Annotated in this window: 16 protein-coding genes; 6 read left to right on the top strand and 10 right to left on the bottom strand. The window is 53.7% G+C overall.

The window, feature by feature from the left end; genetic code table 11:
- Positions 1–74 precede the first annotated feature (74 nt).
- On the top strand, positions 75–632 hold the full coding sequence (locus tag DDY07_RS12850) for a DUF2799 domain-containing protein (protein WP_171696199.1): 558 nt from the start codon (positions 75–77) through the stop codon (positions 630–632).
- Between the two features lie 158 nt (positions 633–790).
- Here DDY07_RS12850 and DDY07_RS24310 read toward each other — a convergent pair whose 3' ends face one another.
- From DDY07_RS24310 to DDY07_RS12835, 4 genes are all read right to left on the bottom strand, one after another.
- Positions 791–919, bottom strand: a complete 129-nt coding sequence (locus DDY07_RS24310) for a hypothetical protein (protein WP_301539348.1) — start codon at positions 917–919, stop codon at positions 791–793.
- A gap of 169 nt (positions 920–1,088) precedes the next feature.
- Positions 1,089–2,201 carry an inorganic phosphate transporter gene (locus DDY07_RS12845; protein WP_033157921.1) on the bottom strand — a complete coding sequence of 371 codons (1,113 nt, stop codon included), beginning with the start codon at positions 2,199–2,201 and terminating at the stop codon, positions 1,089–1,091.
- Positions 2,202–2,211: 10 nt separating this feature from the next.
- On the bottom strand, positions 2,212–2,841 hold the full coding sequence (locus DDY07_RS12840) for a DUF47 domain-containing protein (protein ID WP_033157920.1): 630 nt from the start codon (positions 2,839–2,841) through the stop codon (positions 2,212–2,214).
- Positions 2,842–2,970: 129 nt separating this feature from the next.
- The gene (locus tag DDY07_RS12835) at positions 2,971–4,416 is read right to left on the bottom strand and encodes an NAD(P)/FAD-dependent oxidoreductase (RefSeq protein WP_171696198.1); all 1,446 of its coding nucleotides are present in this window, start codon (positions 4,414–4,416) and stop codon (positions 2,971–2,973) included.
- A 196-nt stretch (positions 4,417–4,612) separates the two neighbouring features.
- Here DDY07_RS12835 and DDY07_RS12830 point away from each other — a divergent pair, with 196 nt between their 5' ends.
- Positions 4,613–5,995 (top strand): ethanolamine ammonia-lyase subunit EutB, encoded by a 1,383-nt coding sequence (locus DDY07_RS12830; protein WP_171696197.1) that lies wholly within the window; start codon positions 4,613–4,615, stop codon positions 5,993–5,995.
- Between the two features lie 2 nt (positions 5,996–5,997).
- A complete protein-coding gene (eutC, locus tag DDY07_RS12825) occupies positions 5,998–6,741 on the top strand; it encodes an ethanolamine ammonia-lyase subunit EutC (RefSeq protein WP_171696196.1) in 744 nt (247 codons plus the stop codon).
- Positions 6,742–7,088: 347 nt separating this feature from the next.
- On the opposite strand, the gene DDY07_RS12820 is transcribed toward eutC, so the two are convergent.
- On the bottom strand, positions 7,089–7,739 hold the full coding sequence (locus tag DDY07_RS12820) for a hypothetical protein (RefSeq protein ID WP_171696195.1): 651 nt from the start codon (positions 7,737–7,739) through the stop codon (positions 7,089–7,091).
- 350 nt (positions 7,740–8,089) lie between these two features.
- Here DDY07_RS12820 and DDY07_RS12815 point away from each other — a divergent pair, with 350 nt between their 5' ends.
- From DDY07_RS12815 to DDY07_RS12805, 3 genes are all read left to right on the top strand, one after another.
- Positions 8,090–9,877, top strand: a complete 1,788-nt coding sequence (locus DDY07_RS12815) for an alkaline phosphatase (protein ID WP_171696194.1) — start codon at positions 8,090–8,092, stop codon at positions 9,875–9,877.
- A gap of 223 nt (positions 9,878–10,100) precedes the next feature.
- On the top strand, positions 10,101–11,009 hold the full coding sequence (locus tag DDY07_RS12810; protein ID WP_171696193.1) for a hypothetical protein: 909 nt from the start codon (positions 10,101–10,103) through the stop codon (positions 11,007–11,009).
- 111 nt (positions 11,010–11,120) lie between these two features.
- Complete coding sequence (locus tag DDY07_RS12805) at positions 11,121–12,287, top strand: hypothetical protein (protein WP_171696192.1); 1,167 nt, start codon at positions 11,121–11,123, stop codon at positions 12,285–12,287.
- A 57-nt stretch (positions 12,288–12,344) separates the two neighbouring features.
- On the opposite strand, the gene DDY07_RS12800 is transcribed toward DDY07_RS12805, so the two are convergent.
- From DDY07_RS12800 to DDY07_RS12780, 5 genes are read right to left on the bottom strand one after another with little or no spacing between them, the layout of a single operon-like run.
- Positions 12,345–12,794: a hydrogenase maturation protease gene (locus tag DDY07_RS12800; protein WP_171696191.1), complete on the bottom strand. Its 450-nt coding sequence runs from the start codon at positions 12,792–12,794 to the stop codon at positions 12,345–12,347.
- Positions 12,791–14,302: a nickel-dependent hydrogenase large subunit gene (locus DDY07_RS12795; protein WP_171696190.1), complete on the bottom strand. Its 1,512-nt coding sequence runs from the start codon at positions 14,300–14,302 to the stop codon at positions 12,791–12,793. Before DDY07_RS12795 ends, DDY07_RS12800 begins: the two co-directional genes overlap by 4 nt.
- Before the next feature lie 12 nt (positions 14,303–14,314).
- Entirely contained in the window at positions 14,315–14,854 is a 540-nt protein-coding gene (locus DDY07_RS12790) for an NADP oxidoreductase (RefSeq protein ID WP_171696189.1), read from the bottom strand.
- Entirely contained in the window at positions 14,844–15,683 is an 840-nt protein-coding gene (locus tag DDY07_RS12785; protein ID WP_171696188.1) for a 2Fe-2S iron-sulfur cluster-binding protein, read from the bottom strand. Before DDY07_RS12785 ends, DDY07_RS12790 begins: the two co-directional genes overlap by 11 nt.
- A 1-nt stretch (position 15,684) precedes the next feature.
- Positions 15,685–17,466 carry an NAD(P)H-dependent oxidoreductase subunit E gene (locus tag DDY07_RS12780; protein WP_171696187.1) on the bottom strand — a complete coding sequence of 594 codons (1,782 nt, stop codon included), beginning with the start codon at positions 17,464–17,466 and terminating at the stop codon, positions 15,685–15,687.
- Between the last annotated feature and the right edge of the window lie 293 nt (positions 17,467–17,759).

Here is a 17,759-nt window from a genome sequence, read left to right as displayed (position 1 = left end):
TCAGGATACCTGGGGCTTCAAGCCATTGCGGCTGTTCTGGCGGTGCGGTGAATCTTTATTGGGAAGACAAAATCATGATGAAGCGCTTAACGGGGTATTTATGTGTTGTGTTTTTTACCGGCTGTGCAACGCTTAGCCAACAAGACTGCAAGCGGGGTGATTGGTTTGGTTTAGGGGTTCAAGACGGTCGTTCTGGAGATGCGAGTGAGCGGCTGAGCGAACACCGAAAGGCATGCTCCGAATACGGTGTGGCGGTGAATGATTCGCAGTATTTTGCTGGCCGCGAACAGGGTATAAGAGAATACTGTCGTATCGATAACGCTTTTGAAGTGGGGTTGCAAGGCCATGATTACCGCCATGTTTGCCCGTCATCGATTGATGGTGTATTCAGCCGTTACCACGCAGCGGCTTACGCTGTACATAGAGAACGCGCCGAATTGGATAGGATAGATAACGAACTTTCCAGCAAAGAAATCAGCTTGGGGGATAACAAATTAAACGACAAAGACCGGGCCAGAATTCGTAACGATATAAGTCAACTGCGGCGTAACCGAGACCGGGCTCGGGATGATCTTTACTACCACGAACGGCAACTCAACGAGTTTCGCCATGAGTCTCAGTCTTATCGATGAGTGGCTTCTTGGGATTCCGGGAGGATTCGTTGCAAATATCCGGATTAAGCACAGATATGGCGCCAGCAAAACGCGGTATCTGTTAGGCAAGCTGGGCATTGATAATTTTTTGAATTAACTCTGCCTTTAACTTGCCTGGCAGCGTATTTGCCTTTAACTCATCCTCTCGGTTCGGGTTTGCCGCTGCTTAGTCTTTCCTGCTTGTCTTTCTCGAACTCGTGTTTCACGAAAAACAGGCCCCCCATCAAGCCCAACAGCATTACGACTTCCAGTATTTCTCTCATCATTTCAGCCACCTTTCGTTTAGGAAAAAGCCTTGTTACTTCAGTGGGGTGACTAATGATTTTTTGGACGGGCTACAAGAATAAGGTTTTTACAACATTAGTTTCCCTCGTCAGACAGATTACCCTGGGAATTTGCATAGTCAATGATGAAGCTGATAGTCAAATTAGCGGCTTACTGCAACAGCGGCAATAAACTCACCATGCCCCAGGCTATGCCGCCGGCGGCGGGAATCGTCAGAACCCAAGCCCAAACAATCCGTTCGATCACGGAAAGTTTCAGGGTATAGGGATTTTTGGCAAAACCGACACCCATGATCGCAGTGGAGATACTATGCGTGGTGGAAACCGGCATGCCGAAATGTGCGGCGGCCAATAGAATGGTGGCGGAGCTGGTTTCCGCCGCGAAGCCGTTGATTGGGTGCAGTTTGACCATTTTGTGGCCAAGGGTCTTGATAATGCGCCAGCCGCCTACTGACGTGCCGAGTGCCATGATCAAGGCGCAACTGAAGACGATCCAGGTGTCGATGTCCTTTTCGCCGCCGTCCGGACGCAGGAATTCCGCCCAACTCGGCAGCTGATCGAGCGTGCCGGCGTTATTGGCCGCAAAAATGGCCAGTGCAATGATGCCCATGGTTTTTTGTGCATCGTTACTGCCGTGGGCAAAGCCCATATAACCGGCCGATAGCAATTGTGCTTTTCCGAACAGCGCATTGATCCATCTCGGCCGCGAGATTTGCGCCATGACACCGCCGGCGGAATTCATGCCGCTGATGATTGCCATCAACAAACCCATGATCAAAATGCCCAAGGTAAAGCCGGCAATTGGCGAGCTTATCATCGGGATCACCACTTTCCAGAGCAGGCCTTTGTTTTCGGTCCACACCAATGCGGTTTTCGACCAAATCAACACATCGGGATTGTTGTGCCCCGCTGCCAGGGCCGCGCCGCATAAGCCGCCGATCAAGGCGTGGCTGGAAGAAGAGGGCAAGCCCAAGGCCCAGGTGATCAAATTCCAGATAATCGCCCCGGTCAGTGCGCAAATCAACACTTCGGAGGTAATCGTCACCATGCCGGTATCGACCAGTCCTGAGGAAATGGTTTTGGCTACCGCGGTGCCGGATAAGGCGCCGACCAGATTGGTCACGGCAGCCAGGATCACCGCCTGGGTGGGGGTTAATACTTTGGTGGCGACTACCGTGGCAATAGAGTTGGCCGTGTCGTGGAAACCGTTGACGAACTCGAATATCAGTGCCGCCAGAATGACCAGCAAAAGCAATGTCAGCATGACGGAGCCACTAAGAATTTTTTAATACGATGTGGTAAACCACGTTGCCGGCATCGCGACAGCGGTCAATGGCTTTTTCCAGGATTTCGAACAAATTGGTTTTTACCAGATAACGGATCGGATCGGTTTCGTTGGCGTAGACGTCGCGATACAGCTCAAGTATCTGTTCGTCGGCTTCCGCTTCAATCGTTTGCAGTTGATCGTTGAGTCTTTTGACTTCGTCCAAATCCATGCCTTTGCGCAGTTGACCAACCATTTGTTCCAAAACTTGGCAGGCTTGTTCCAGCATGACAGCGCGGCTGTTGAAATCGACATCGCCGATCCGCTCCGATGCCAGCGTATAACGCTCGGCAAATTTTTCGACGACTTTCGGAATCTTATACAGCGCGCCGTTTAGGGCTTCGATATCCTCGCGGTCCAGGACGGTCACGAAGGTATTGACTAATTCTTCGCTGATTTGGCCGAATAAATTCTTTTCCCGGCGCCGCGCCTGTTTAAATTTTTCTAATGACTGTTGGGTGGTGGGTGTGCTTAGTAGTTCTATCAAGGCTTTGGCAGAGGCGTGTGCCGATTCCGCACTAGCTTCAAGCAATCCATAAAATTTATCGCCTTTGCCAAAGATGGTTTGTAGAGAGAACATGGTGTACCTTAATTGTGACGGTTTTGTTGCATATTGTATAACAGCGTGGCGGCATGTGCAGAAACTGTCGGCAATTTGCCGACCCCATGCGTAGCGGATGTCATCCGGCGCTAAACTGCCAAACGCAGGTTAATCGTGTTTTTGCAAAATGTCCTTAACCGCGCGTATTGCCGATTGGCTGGCGCCGTTGGAGTGGCTGTCCTCGGTAAAATCTCCGGCAAAATAGACCCGGCCCTGCGGTTTTCTTAACGACTCAGACAGGTTATCGAAGCGCGACCGGCCGACCGGCCATGACGCTATCGCGCGCGGATGGTAACGGTAAAAATTCATCCGTTTGACCGACTCCCGGAAGCCTGGCCACTGTTTGTCAAACGCCGCCAGCAACGCTTCGCGAATCTGGTCCGGATCGCTCATCCGCGAGTTAAACCGTTCTGCGTCGGCACCGCTAACCAATAAATTCAACAGCGCATCGGTGCCGGATTTTGATCCGCCCTCATAAATTACCCCCAAAGGACTGTCGGTCATAATCGGCAATATGCTGTCGCCGTCGCGGGTCCAAAAGCTGCTGGCGGCCTTATTCACCGTGACGTGCGCCGTAAAGTAGGCACCGGCCGATTGGGTTTGGATAGCCTGCTTTCGCTCGGCGCTCAACGGCGGAGCGAACTGAATGTCGTTGAGCCGGAATAATGGAATGGCAGTGATCACGTATTTTGCGCGGAATAGCTTTTGCCGCAGACTGCTTTGGTCGGACGCAAGCACTTCCACATTGTTGTCGGTGGCGGTGATATGAGTGACTTGCTGGTTGAGCAGGATGCGGTCCCGGCCGATAAAATCGGCCAGCGCCCGCACGGCGCGTTGATTGCCGCCTACTACATGGCGGGGTGCCAGACCATTGCCGGAAAAATAATGCCATTCGGCAATGCCGTCCAGCGCGCTGATTTTTCGCCAGGAGGTAGCGTATTCCGGTTCGGTTTCAATGCGCACCAATTCTTGGGCTTTGGGCGACAGGCCGCTGGTGCTTTCGATCCAGTCGGCGAAGGAAATTTCTTGCAGTGCCAGCATCGCCTCGGGCAAAGGCCGCAAATCCAATTGCCGGTAAAGCTCGGCCATTTTTGCGTCCCAGCGTTGATAGGCTTGCAATTCGTCGCTATCCAACACCGATGCCAGAAACTCCTGATTGGTATTTTGCGTAAACGGATACAGCTTGCCCTGGTAATAAAAACTGGAAAAACTGCTGTAAGCCGTTTCCATCGGCACATGCAAATCCCGGAAAATCTCGATAGCCGGGTTATTTTCCCAAAACTCTTCCAAACCCACTTCGGCATGCGTGCCGTCCGGGTAAGTAGCGGTGCGGATGCGGCCGCCAACACGCGGACTCATTTCCAAAAACACGGCGGTTTTGCCGGCTTTCTTTAAATGATAGGCCGCACTTAAACCCGACAGGCCGGCGCCGACGATCAACACATCGGCGCTAAGCGGTTCGGCGGCTAACGCGGCGGAGCGCAGGCTCAGCGACAGCGCCAACACGATGAAACAGATGGAGCGGTTGATTTGCTTGAGGGATAGTGTGGTCATCTGCGTCGCCTCTGCGTGTTTATGGGTTGCCAGCCGTTTGCCATTGGAATCGGCCGCGAATTCTCGCTACGGTACGAGCCAAATATTGCAGGCAAATGACTCGATCGTAACTGCAGGTCTGCAGCCGGCTACGTCACATAATAGTCACAAACTTGTCGTATTCTCGCGTTTTACCCCATCGTAAGCTGCCCGACTGATGACTTATTCCGCAACCGTAAAAGGCAAAAGCTTTCATTTTCGCGATTTGCGTACCTTGCTGGCCAAGGCTACGCCGCGCCGGGCAGCGGATGAGTTGGCCGGTTTGGCGGCGGATTCCGAAGTGGAGCGGGCTGTTGCTCAACGAGCTTTGGCCGACGTACCCTTAAGGCGGTTTATCGAAGAGCCTTTGATTGCGCCGGAACTGGATGAAGTCTCGCGCTTGATTCTGGAGCGCCATGATCCGCAAGCGTTTGCGCCGATTGCGAGTTTAAGTGTGGGCGAGTTTCGCGATTGGCTGTTAACCGAGCACAACGATCTGGCGGCAATCTCGGCCGGGTTAATGCCGGAAATGGTGGCCGCGGTCAGCAAAATCATGCGTAATCAGGATTTGGTTGCCGTGGCGCGCCGTTGCCGGGTTGTTACCCGCTTTCGCAGCACAATTGGCTTGCCGGGCCGCTTATCTACCCGTTTGCAACCCAATCATCCGACCGACGATCCGCGCGGTATCGCCGCCAGTATTCTGGATGGTTTGCTCTATGGCAGCGGCGATGCGGTGATCGGCATCAATCCCGCCACCGACAATCTGCACAACGTCCACACCTTGTTGAATTTGCTTGATGAGATCATTACACAGTATCAAATTCCTACCCAGTCTTGTGTACTGGCTCATGTGACCACCAGCATGGAACTGATGCAGCGCGGTGCGCCGGTGGATTTGCTGTTTCAATCCATTGCCGGTACCGAAGCGGCCAATCGCAGTTTCGGTACCGACTTGGCAATGCTCCGCGAAGCGAAGGCCATGGCCGAAACTTTGGGCCGTGCGAGTGCCGGCCAGCAGTTGATGTATTTTGAAACCGGGCAGGGCAGTGCTTTATCCGCCAATGCGCATCACGGTATCGATGCGCAAACCTGCGAAGCGCGGGCTTATGCGGTCGCCAAGGAGTTCGATCCCTTGCTGGTCAACACCGTCGTTGGTTTCATCGGCCCGGAATATTTATACGATGGCAAACAAATCATCCGCGCCGGTCTGGAGGATCATTTTTGCGGCAAGCTGTTGGGTGTGCCGATGGGCTGCGATATTTGTTACACCAACCATGCCGAGGCCGATCAGAACGATATGGATACCCTGCTGACGCTGCTGGGCGTGGCCGGCTGCAACTTTATCATGGGCATACCCGGTGCCGACGACGTAATGCTGGCGTATCAAAGTACTTCGTTTCACGATGCGTTGTATCTACGACAAGTATTGGGCTTGCGGCCCGCGCCGGAGTTCGAGGCCTGGTTGCAGCGCATGGGTATTTTCGATGGTCAAAACCGCTTGGCCGAGGCGCGCAACACCACACCATTGCTGGCCAACTTTCATGGCTTGCCGAGGGCTTAACGATGAACGATCCGTGGATTAGCTTACGGCAATTTACCCAGGCCAGAATTGCCCAAGGCCGCGCCGGTTGCAGCCTGCCGACTGCGGCGCTATTGGAATTTCAATTGGCCCACGCGGCTGCTCGGGATGCGGTGCATCAAGTTTGGGATGTGATGGCATTTGCCGAAGGCTTGGAAAGCTTGGATTTGGAGCCGCTGGTACTCGCAACGCCGGTCGTCAGCCGCGCGCAGTACTTGCAACGTCCCGATTGGGGGCGTTGCCTGGCACCGGACAGCCGGGAACAACTGATGGCGCGCAAACAATCCGCAGTCGACGTAGCTTTGATTGTCAGCAATGGCTTGTCATCCGCTGCACTGGATGAGCACGGCTTGCCCTTGCTCGGCGCCATCGTTGCTGCTTACCGGGCCGCCAAGCTGCGGTTGGGGCCGGTGTGTTTGGTGCCCAATGGCCGGGTGGCCTTGGCCGACGAAATCGGTGGATTATTGAACGCGCGCCTGGCTGTCATCATCGTCGGCGAGCGGCCCGGTCTAAGCGCCGCAGACAGCCTGGGGATTTACCTCACCTACGCCCCGCAAGTCGGCAACACCGACGCCGAGCGCAACTGCATCTCCAACATTCGCCCGCCCGCCGGCCTGAGCTACAGCGCCGCGGCTGCCAAACTGGTTTATTTGAGCAAGCAGGCGCTGCAACTGGGTTTTTCGGGGGTAGCGTTGAAAGACGATATGCCGGCGCAGTGGCTTACCTAGATTGGCAGCGCGGAGTTGTTAAACAAACTCTGAACCAGTTGATTACGCCAAGGCAAAAGTGGCTCGGCAGCTGCTCCCGCATCCTGACAGTCGACACGATGTGCCATTTTCTGTTCGAATCGGCGGAAGATTTCATGGCCGCTTTCATGTCGCATGCCGCCGAATTAAACCGATTTAGGACCGGTGATGCCGCTCAATAACGTGTTGATTTCGGCGCAAGCCGGCGACTTGACTAGACTTGATCAATGATGGCTGGAGAGATGATTGGCCGATTGGGCTGTCATAGCTCGCTGAACCTGCGCTTTCGTCGCAATGCAATTGGCCGCTATTGCAGTTGGAGCGGGCGGCTAGAAAGGGTCCAAAAACACCGGTGCTTTGCCGAACTCGGTCTTGTATTCGCCGTTTGGCACGTACCAACCGGGGCCTTGAGAGCCGTTCATCCAAGCCACGCGCTTGCCTTCCGAGGCCCATTTCTCAAGTTTCTCGCCGCTTTTGGTCAGGTAGTCGGATGCGTAGCAAACAGTATTCAGCCAGGGGTCGATGACTAGCCAGGATTGGGCGATCTTGCGGTTGGTGAAATCGGCCATCGATGCATAGTCTTGCGCCGAATCGGGGATTGCTTCCTGGGAAACCAGGCAAAAGGCGTGGTCGCCTTTGTCGTGAACGTAGCAGATATAGAGTAAGTCGCGCTTGATATTGTAGATTTTCTTAGCGTAGTAAGCGCTCAAGACTGCCATCTCTTCGCAGTTGCCTGATCGATCCGCAATAGTCATCTTGACCAATTTCTCGGCCAAGTCCAAGTGCGATGTGCTGCCGTTGAGCCTGTGTTTGCCAGACTCGCACGCTTGCTGATATCGGGTCTTGCCTTTAGCGCTCATACTCACTAGAACGGCATGCCCGGCAAGGTCCACGTCGTAAAGCTTGTTACTGGATTTATGGCCTTTTTTAAAGAACTCTCTGACTAGAACCTTGATTTTTTCGCCTTCGTCCACCAGCATGGTTGCACCCTCTAGAGTTTGATTCTTGGCAATTGCAAGCGCCCCGCTTTCCGCTGTTCCGGAGGGCAAACGGGCGGGCCTCACGCCCGGTATTGCGTTCTCGGCGTTGTCTCGTAAGTATAGTTGAAACCCGAATGGTTTATGGGGGTCTCTGAAAATCCACGATTGTTTTGGTAAGCGGTTCGGGCAGATTTACCGTTGATTCGTCCTTCACGAGTTCGTTTACCGTTATCGATAACACTCCGGGTTATCGAGCCGTCACACCATTCATCAAATTGTCACCGAGCGGTTTTAGACTCCGGCGTTGCCGACTCGTTCACGTTTTTTGTCTTAAAGCCTTGGAGACCCTCATGAAATTCAAAGTAGTTCGATTAACCGCCGTCGCGACGCTGGTCGCTCTGGGCGGTAAAGCGCAAGCGGCATTGCCCAACGGCGTGGCCGCGGGCGACGTCAGCCAAACTTCCGCCGTACTGTGGGGAAGGTCCAATACCGCCGGTGATTTATATTTCCAGTACGCGACCGATAGCGCTTTTACGCAGAATGTCGGATCCAGCTTTAAGACCGTGAATGACCCGCTGGCGCCGGTCAAATGGGATGTCTCGGGCTTGTCCGCGGATACTACCTATTACTATCGTGCTATCGATAGCGTTGGTGCGATAGCACGCGGCCAATTTAAAACCGCCGCGGCATTGGGTAACACCACTGGTCTGCGCTTTGGTGTATCCGGCGATTGGCGCGGTGAATTACTGCCGTATCCGGCCGTGAAAAACGCCAGCCAGCGAAACCTGGATTTTTTTGTGGCGATGGGCGATACCATTTACGGCGATGTGGCCTCCAACGTCAACGGCGGTCAGCAACAAGCGCAATCCCTGGCCGACTACCGCAACAAACATGCTGAAGTGTATAGCGCCAAGGGTGGCATGAACGGCTTGGCCGATCTGCGCCAATCCACCGCCGTATTCGCGACGATAGACGACCACGAAGTGACTAACGACTTCGCCGGCGGCGCCGACGTCTCGACCGACGCGCGTTTCAATGCCGATCCGGCCGGCACCTTGATCAATGACAGTACCTTGTACAATAACGGTATCCAGGCTTTTCAGGAATACAATCCGCTTCGCAACGAGACTTACGGTGCCACCGGCGACATTCGCACGGCCGGCGAAGTCAAGTTGTACCGCAACCAAACTTTCGGCAGCGATGCGGCCTTGATGGTGTTGGATGCGCGCTCGTTTCGCGACAAAGAACTAGCCGATGCGAATCCTTTAAGCCAAGCTTCGGTTGGCGGCTTTTTGGCCAACTCGTTCGACCCGAGCCGGACCATGCTGGGCAAGCAGCAAATCGCCGACCTGAAAGCCGATCTGCTGTCAGCGGAGCAAAATGACGTCACCTGGAAATTTATCGCTGTCCCTGAGCCAATGCAAAACCTGGGGGTGGTTGGCGCTGGTGACCGCTTTGAAGGCTATGCCGCCGAACGTACCGAAATCCTGAAGTTTATCGACGACAACAAAATCGATAACGTGGTGTTCCTGTCGGCCGATATTCACGGTACTTTGGTGAATAACCTGACTTATCAACTCACACCCTTCGGTGAGCAAAAAGCCACCAACGCCTTCGAAATCACCACCGGTTCCGTAGCCTATGACGCGCCGTTTGGCCCAACAGTCGCGCAATTGGCGGCCGCGGTAGGTTTATTGACGCCGCAACAAAAAGCCTTCTACGACACATTGCCCAGCATTGCCGCCAAGGACAGTTTCATCAAGTCGGTAACCAATGGCGCTTTGACGCCGCTGGGTTACGACCCGCTGGGCTTGGATGCCAATCTGGCTAGCGCCGACGGCAAAATCCAGGCCGAATTGCTGCAAGGCGATTACGTCGCCACGCACACCTTTGGCTGGACCGAGTTTGAAATCGATCAGGTCACTCAACAACTGCTGGTCACCACCTATGGCATTCCCGCCTACAACGTCGGCGATATTGCCAACGATTTGAGCGGCATCGTCAACCGCACGCCACAAATCGTCAGCCAGTTCAGAATCACGCCAAGCTCCGTACAACCCGTACCGGTTCCCGGCGCGGCCTGGTTGTTTGGTAGCTCTTTATTGGGTCTGGCGTTTGGCAAACGCAAAAAAGCCTAGTTAAGTGGTCGGCAGGGGATGTCTGTCAGTTGCCGCATTATCTGCAACAGCAACTGCGGATTGAGGTTTTTCGCAGAACATCAGCTGTTTTGCTGGGGCCTAGTGTATCGAAGCACATGCGGTGGTGGATTGACTGCTGGCGCGGATGCCTCGGCGATATGGTCTTAATGTTTTGTCTGTATATATTTGGGGCTCAGTCTTGTAATTAGACTCGAAATTTAGCATGGATAAATTGATCAGAAACTCCTCAAACACACCAATTCTGCTGAAGGTCTGTGTTCTTTTGTTGTTATTGATTAGTTCGCCGGCTGAAGCCAGAAGAGTTCACGTTTGCTTTGGTATTGAGGATCATTTTTACGATTTGGGTGAATTAAAAGTCTCGGATCAACAGGTTAAAAAAACGGGTATGCCGGCCGAATGGGCTTCCGATGGGTATCTATTTGGTATTCAGTTACGGGATCACTGTTTGCTTGTTCCGACTAATACAGAGGTGGTCGGTTATGCCGTCTATGCCAAAAATTCAAGCCAATACTGGGCCTTGGACGAAACTACCATTCAATCATTGCAAAAGTCTGGGGTGCTGCCAAACCCCATGCCGCCGCTGCAGGTGCCGTGGGATGACACTGTTGGCGGCCAGTGGCTTTGGGGTCTGGCTATCTTGGCTGGGTTGGTAGTTGTTGTTACCCTGGAAGCTTTTTTGTCCGGCAAGCTGCAACGACGTGTCGTCGCTAAAGTTGATAAAGTCTTGCATGGTAGTTTTGTGCTGTTATTGCGCGAGGTGTTAGTCGATGTTGCGCGTATAGATCGGAATTTTGATGCTAATAAATTACATGCCATACTCGCTACTATGCAGCGGCTGGGGATTGCTGTTAACGACCTCGCTAAGCTTAACCCCGAGGATATGCCTGCAGGGAAATTATCAAGAAAGCTATTGATTGCTTATATCAAGGCGGTCGCTGGCAATCTCAACGATCAGCAAAGAAACATTTTACTAACCGGGATTGCGACCGTGATGTCGGTGGAAGGTAAAGTAGGTAGAAACAAAAAAGCCGTGTTTCGGCAATACATCATCGCGTTGGGTTTTCCGGACAATCAGGCGGAAAAGATCATGGAGATGGTTCTCAATGCTTAATTGGACGGTTTGGCCTCTTACTTACTCAAGCCAAGTCAGTACGGCTGTGGAAAAGTGGTCAAACCACCCGCTTTTTGACACTCATAAATCCACGTTAGTCTGGAGATTATCATGAAAATAAAAACCTTCGGTTTACTCTGGTTGTGTCTTGCCTCGGTTAACGCTCACGCCACCCAGCAAATTTCCTATAAAGGCCATATTATTTTTAGCGACGGCAATGTGGCGAATATTGGCGATTCGTTCTCGGGCCAGTTTTTGTTCAATCCCGATCAACCGGATGGTAGCCATTTTAATCCGGCCACTCCGCCTTATACCGAATGGGAAAGTGGTTTTTGGAACAATACTTATCTGTCCACGGCAATTCAAAATAAGTTTTCTTTTGTTAGCAATAAAGGTATTGGGGCTGCATTTCAAGACAATCAAAACATCACCCAAACTGAGATCGATGTAAACGGTTATCACGGCTATGTAAATGCGGGAAATTACGACGTAGTCTCTTTCGAGGCGATTAACCTTGGCAATGACGAGCAAACTGTTACTGGAACCGAGTTTTCCATTACAGCATTATTCGATCCATCTCGCTTCAATATTGCTTCGTTTCAAACCGAAGACTTAAACAGCATATTCCAGTCGCAGCCACTTAAATTTGGTTATTCCATCAACAAAGTCACCAACGGTTTATTGGATTTTCGTATTAGCGGCCTGATCGATACCTTTAATGTCAGCACGCCAACGTCTCAGGTTGCATTGCCTTCCGCACCGGTTTTACCAACACCAAGCAACGATGGATTTACATTCAGTACACCGCCCATGCCGGTTTTGGATGGCAACGGAAATCCAAAACCAGGCGGGTTTTACGACCCGGATGTGGCGGTGGCTTACACCTATGAAGCGTTAAATGCCGACACCTTATTCGGCGATGTGATGATTCCCAACCAATACGGCGACGGTAAATTCCAACTGCTGATTTGGGATGAGACCAGCGGTGAATACGTCGACAGCGGTATCCGCTTGTTGGCGGGCGTTTGGTTTAATTTCGGCGAATTGGGTTTTCAAAACGGCGTTGGCAAGTTCCGCATAGCCGGCATCGAAACTTCCGCCATGATCGATCCCAGCGATCCGCTGGGTTTTGTTACCGGTTTAACGTTTACCGGAAGTGGTAGTGCTTTCAAAATGACGCCTTTAGCGGCCCCCGTTCCGCTGCCTGCAGCGGTCTGGTTGTTTGGCAGCGGTCTACTCGGGCTATTGGGAAGCCGAAAATTCCGGGCATCGCGCTAGCCGCTTAGCTTTCAAACTTTAAGGCTGAAAGGCGTTTCGCCGGATTTGGAAAACGCCTTACGGCCTTTGTTTCAAAAACGCCGCTATAAACCGGCAGGCCTCCGCTAAGTTGGCAGCGCAGCGTTCGCTTAACCCGCAGCCCAGTTCGAAGGCTTCAGCTTGAATGCTTAATAAATAGCAGGGCGGTAGCGGCTGTTTGCCGAGGGTTTCATAGACCGACAGCAGCGCGGTCGGGCTCAGCGCATGGCTGGAGTAACTGTGGTCTTGGGCTGGGGTTAATGGGGTAAAGGTAAAGCTGTCCGGGCAATCTACGGCTGCATCGACAAACACTACCCATTCGCGGTCTTGTATATCCAGCGCATGTTCGATTTGTAACTGAAAATCGCTGAGCAATTCGATATTGCTGAGGTCCAGATGCTCGGCGAGATAATCCAACAGCAAAGGACCAACAGCATCATCGCCACGGCTGGGGTTGCCGTAACCGAACACCAGGATGGGTTTTGTCATTCGCTACCGTGAATGAATTCGCCGCTGCTGTGTCGCACCAGTTTATCCACCAACTTGCCGTCCGCGTCGACCAATTCCAACTGCAAGGGCATTTTGCCGACCGCATGCGTGGCGCAGGACAGACACGGGTCGTAGGCGCGGATTGCCACTTCCAGATTATTCAGCAAGGGTTCGGTCAATTCGCGGCCGGACAGATATTCCGCCGCGACTTGCCGCACCGACTCGTTCATCGCCGTGTTGTTGCTGGTGGTGGAGACGATCAGATTGGCTTTGGTGACAATGTCGTTTTCGTCGATTTGATAATGATGAAACAGGGTGCCGCGCGGCGCTTCGATCACGCCGATGCCTTCGTAACGTTTTTCGCCTTTGGCGACCAAGTCGTTACTCAGCAGGTCAGGATCATCCAGCAAGATTTGGATACTTTCCGCGCAATGCAGTAATTCGATCATCCGCGTCCAGTGAAAAGCCAGGGTGCTGTGAACCATGGCTGCGTCGCCGTGTTGCTTGAATTCGACGCGCGCGGCTTCCGCCAGTGGCGTGTCGATAAAATCGCAATTGTTGACCCGCGCCAACGGTCCCACCCGATACCAGCCGTCGGCTTTACCCTGCGCCGTCAGGTAGGGGAATTTCATATAAGTCCAGGAACGGACTTCTTCTCGGATCAAGTCCGGATAGTCGCAGTAATCGTAATGATCCACGAGGGTGTCGCCTAGCGGGTTCTTCACCCTAATCCCGCCGTGATAAAGCTCCAGCGCACCATCAGGCTTGGTCAAACTCAGGTAGTTGCTGCGGATGGTGGCAAAGTCGTCGTAATAGGGCTGGTTGGAGGTGTGGACTTTTGTGACCAGTTGCAAAGCGCCTTGCGCCCAACTCACGATTTGGCCGATGTCTTGTTTCAGATAATCGCGCTCATCTTTGCTCAGCGCTTTGTTCATGCCGCCAGGAATCGCGCCGGTGCCGTGAATGCGCTTGCCGCAGACCATGCGGATCACTTCCTGGCCGTATTTGCGCAGTTTCACGCCTTGCAGGCCAATATCCGGATAATCCGCCAACACGGCGACGATGTTGCGTTTGCCGATCTCGCTTTCGAATCCGAACAGCAAATCCGGGCTGGACAGGTGGAAAAAATGCAAGGCATGCGATTGCAACACCTGACCGAAATGCAGCAAGCGCCGCAACTTGTCTGCTGCCGGCGGCAGATTGGCCGGATCGACGCCCACCAACTGGTCGATGGCTTTGGCGGCGGCCAGATGATGACTGACCGGGCAGATGCCGCACAAGCGCTGCACCATGACCGGTAGTTCCCAGTAAGGACGGCCCTGGATGAATTTTTCAAAGCCGCGAAATTCGACAATGTGTAGCCGGGCTTGCTTGACTTGATTGTTTTCATCCAACAGCAGTGTGACTTTGCCGTGGCCTTCCACGCGGGAAACCGGATCGACAGCGACCCGTTTTAACTTGCCGGCTTCGACCAAGGCCGGATCGGCGGTTTCAAGATATTCGTACACGGGGTTCCTCCGTTAGTCGTAATGGACTAACTCGTAAGGTAAAGTCGGGTCGCGGCCTTCGATCAATGCGCTCAGGTAGTGCCAAAACACATCGGCGGACGGCGGACAGCCGGGCATAAAATAATCGATCTTGACGATCTCGTGGACCGGCCGCACCTTGTCCAGTAGCAAAGGCAATTCCGGGTCGCTGGGTATCTGCGGATTGTCCACGCCGATGCCGTCCTGGTACGCTTCCAACAAGCAATCTTCCAGCTTAAAAAAGTTGCGCAGCGCCGGTAGGCCGCCGTTGATGGCGCAAGCGCCGACGGCGATCAGAATTTTGCAGTTAGCGCGAAACTCGCGCAGCACATGCACGTTTTCGGAATTGCAAACCCCGCCTTCGATCAGGCCGATGTCGCACGGGCCGCAGTGTTCGATGTCGGTGAGTGGCGAGCGGTCGAATTCGACGCTGTCAGCCAATTTCAAGAGGCGCTCGTCTATATCCAGAAACGACATATGGCAGCCAAAGCAGCCGGCCAGCGAGGTGGTGGCGATTTTAATCTTAGCGGCCATGTTTGATGTCCGGAGCGGGCGGCATGGTCGCCGCGTAGTGGGAGTCCGGGCCACCGTTCTGCTGAGCTGACTCCGCCAGCTTGGTCGGGTCGCAGCTTGGGTAGCCGCTGGCCTCGCCGGCTTTGATAACCGCTTTTTCGCAGGCGACTTCGCTGATGGGATGCCCGTCGTAGATGCGTTCACCAATCGGTGCCAGATAGGCGCTGCGTTTGACCAGAATCGCGCCGGTCGGGCAGACATGGGCGGCCTCGTCATCGACACTAATCTCGCTGTCTTTCAGCTTGCCGCTAGGCGAGTTGATGACCAGGCGTTTGTGGATGCCGCGCCCGGCGATGCCGAATACGTCTTTCCCGTCTTTTTCCTTGCTGGCGCGCACGCATAAATTGCAGAAAATGCAGCGGTCGTGATCGATCAAAATATCCGGGTGCGAGGCGTCCATTTCGCGCTGTGCATAAAAATGCGGGTAGTGGTTATCCAGCATGTTCTGATGGTAGGCGACGGCCTGCAACTGGCAATTGCCGGATTTTTCGCAGGATGGGCAGAAATGGTTGCCTTCCACAAACAGCATTTGGGTGATGCGCTGGCGGTCGTGTTGCAGGTCGGGGCTGTTGCTGATGACGGTTTGGCCGTCGGCGGCCGGCAGGGTGCAGGCGGTATTGGTGCGGCCATTGACTTTCACCGTACACAGTTTGCAACTGCCGTAAGGGGCGTAACCCGGCCGGTGGCACAGATAAGGAATGTAAACGCCGGCGGTGCGGGCTGCTTCGATAATAGTTTGGCCGTCGCTGAACGGAACGGCGATGCCGTCGATACAAAGAGTGCCGCTCATATCAATTCTCCACTTGCGATAAATGCGCCGCGTCGTCGTCGCGCTGCGCCATGCGGCGAGCCACGGCCAGGGTGGCGTCCAAGTCAAAACCCGGGGTAAAACTGCTCTGCTTTAATTGCTTAAGATACAGCTCGGGATAGCTGGCCAGGGTGCTTAAAATTGGATTGGCTGCTGAATCCCCCAAACCGCAATGGCTGTTGTTTTTGACGACCAGGCATATCTCGTTGAGTTCTTCCAGGTCGACCGCAGCGCCGTTGCCTTCGACAATTTTCCGCAGCTGATTTTTCAACAGTGTGGTGCCGACCCGGCACGGTGTGCAAAAGCCGCAGCTTTCATGGGCGAAGAAATCAGTGAAATTTTGCACGATGTCGAAAATATTGCGGCTGTTGTTGAACACCATAAACGAGCCGGCGGTGGATAGGTCCTCGAAGGCTATGCGCCGTTGCAATTCCCGATTGGAAATAAAAGTGCCGGACGGCCCGCCGACTTGCACACCCATGACGTCGTCCGCGCCGCAGTCTTGCAAAATCTCTTCAATTGACGTGCCGAACGGGTATTCGTAAATGCCAGGCCGCGCGCAGTCGCCGCTGATGCTGAGCAGTTTGCTGCCGGTGGATTGTGCGGTGCCGACTTCCGCAAACCATGACCCGCCTTGTACAGCAATGTGAGTGGCGGCGAAAAACGTCTCGACATTGTCTACCACGGTGGGTTTGCGTTGATAGCCGCAGATCACCGAGTTGGGCGGCTTAACCCGCGGTATGCCGGGTTTGCCTTCCAAGGACTCGATTTGCGCGGATGCCTCGCCGCAAATATAGGCACCGGCGCCCATGCGGATTTCGATGTCAAAATCAAAGCCGTCGTGACCGAGAATATTGCGCCCCAGCAAACCGCTATCGCGGCGGCGTTTCAACACCCGTTGTAATTGTTCGTAGAGGAATAAATACTCGGCGCGCAGATACAGCAAGCCCTGGTCCGAACCAATAATCGCCGCGCACAAGGTCATGCCTTCAAATACTTGGTCGGCATACAGATCGAGCAGCATTCGGTCTTTAAAGGTACCGGGTTCGCCCTCGTCGGCGTTACAAATCACGTAGTGCGGTGTGGCAGTTTGTTGAGCGCAGGTCCGCCATTTCAACGCGGTTTTAAAGCCCGCGCCGCCGCGGCCGCGCAGATTGGAACTGTCCACTTCCGCCAGGGTTTCCGTCAGGCCGCGGGCAAAGGTCGCCCTTATCGCCGCGCCGTTTTCGAATGGCTGGTTGAGCAACAGGCCGGGTTTGCGGACCGGCTCTTCCACCGCAAAGAACTCCGGTGGCCAATCGCTTAACGGCGCTTGTTGTTCGATCAGTTTGGCGATGACATCGATTCTGGCAGGGTCCAGACGGGTCAACGCATAGCCGTTAACCAAACCGGCCGGGCCTTGGTCGCACATGCCGGTGCAGGAGGTATTATTCAAACTGACCAGACCGTCCGCGCGGACTTCACCCACGTTAACCCGCAATTTTTCCGCCAGGTAGTTCAACAATTTTTCCTTGCCTAGCATCCGGTCGGTAATCGAATCGCTGATATGAATGTCGTAACGGCCCTGTGGTGTCAGGTGCAAGAAACTATAGAATTCCGCGACGGCAATAATCTGCGTACGGGGAATATGCAGGGCTGCGGCCAATTGTTCGATAGCCGCGTTGGGAATATGCAGGTACTGCGCCTGCACGGCCCTTAGCATCTGCAAGAGCCTTTCTGGTTTATAGTCCGCCTCTGCAAGTACGGATCGAATAAAACTATTCATCGTCGAGTTCTGGGCAGTTAGGTTGAATCGTTGTGTCCCATTGCAATTGAAAAATCAAAGGCCATCTACACACCACTCTTAATTTGGCGCTAGATTTTTCAAATCGTTCACTAGCAGTTATTTGGCGGGGCGCCTCCACAAGACGCCTTGTCGGCGGCGATACATTCCGCTTGCCAAGTGAAAGTGTCTGCCCTGTCTCTCCAAGCGTCAATGCAGACAACTCAAGCGCGCGATGCCTATCGATACCGCCACGGAAGCTGTGCAAATTCGCCGTCATCCATGGCGCAATACTA

The organism is Methylomonas sp. ZR1 (assembly GCF_013141865.1).
Classification (GTDB): Bacteria; Pseudomonadota; Gammaproteobacteria; order Methylococcales; family Methylomonadaceae; genus Methylomonas.
Note: the sequence above shows the minus strand (reverse complement) of the source record. Positions and strands in the feature narration are given on the sequence as shown.

Bases quoted from the DNA above. Each gene is read 5' to 3' on its own strand.
- DDY07_RS12850 (WP_171696199.1), top strand. From the start codon at position 75: ATGATGAAGCGCTTAACGGGGTATTTATGTGTTGTGTTTTTTACCGGC.
- DDY07_RS24310 (WP_301539348.1), bottom strand. From the start codon at position 919: ATGATGAGAGAAATACTGGAAGTCGTAATGCTGTTGGGCTTGATGGGG.
- DDY07_RS12845 (WP_033157921.1), bottom strand. From the start codon at position 2,201: ATGCTGACATTGCTTTTGCTGGTCATTCTGGCGGCACTGATATTCGAG.
- DDY07_RS12840 (WP_033157920.1), bottom strand. From the start codon at position 2,841: ATGTTCTCTCTACAAACCATCTTTGGCAAAGGCGATAAATTTTATGGA.
- DDY07_RS12835 (WP_171696198.1), bottom strand. From the start codon at position 4,416: ATGACCACACTATCCCTCAAGCAAATCAACCGCTCCATCTGTTTCATC.
- DDY07_RS12830 (WP_171696197.1), top strand. From the start codon at position 4,613: ATGACTTATTCCGCAACCGTAAAAGGCAAAAGCTTTCATTTTCGCGAT.
- eutC (WP_171696196.1), top strand. From the start codon at position 5,998: ATGAACGATCCGTGGATTAGCTTACGGCAATTTACCCAGGCCAGAATT.
- DDY07_RS12820 (WP_171696195.1), bottom strand. From the start codon at position 7,739: ATGCTGGTGGACGAAGGCGAAAAAATCAAGGTTCTAGTCAGAGAGTTC.
- DDY07_RS12815 (WP_171696194.1), top strand. From the start codon at position 8,090: ATGAAATTCAAAGTAGTTCGATTAACCGCCGTCGCGACGCTGGTCGCT.
- DDY07_RS12810 (WP_171696193.1), top strand. From the start codon at position 10,101: ATGGATAAATTGATCAGAAACTCCTCAAACACACCAATTCTGCTGAAG.
- DDY07_RS12805 (WP_171696192.1), top strand. From the start codon at position 11,121: ATGAAAATAAAAACCTTCGGTTTACTCTGGTTGTGTCTTGCCTCGGTT.
- DDY07_RS12800 (WP_171696191.1), bottom strand. From the start codon at position 12,794: ATGACAAAACCCATCCTGGTGTTCGGTTACGGCAACCCCAGCCGTGGC.
- DDY07_RS12790 (WP_171696189.1), bottom strand. From the start codon at position 14,854: ATGGCCGCTAAGATTAAAATCGCCACCACCTCGCTGGCCGGCTGCTTT.
- DDY07_RS12785 (WP_171696188.1), bottom strand. From the start codon at position 15,683: ATGAGCGGCACTCTTTGTATCGACGGCATCGCCGTTCCGTTCAGCGAC.
- DDY07_RS12780 (WP_171696187.1), bottom strand. From the start codon at position 17,466: ATGAATAGTTTTATTCGATCCGTACTTGCAGAGGCGGACTATAAACCA.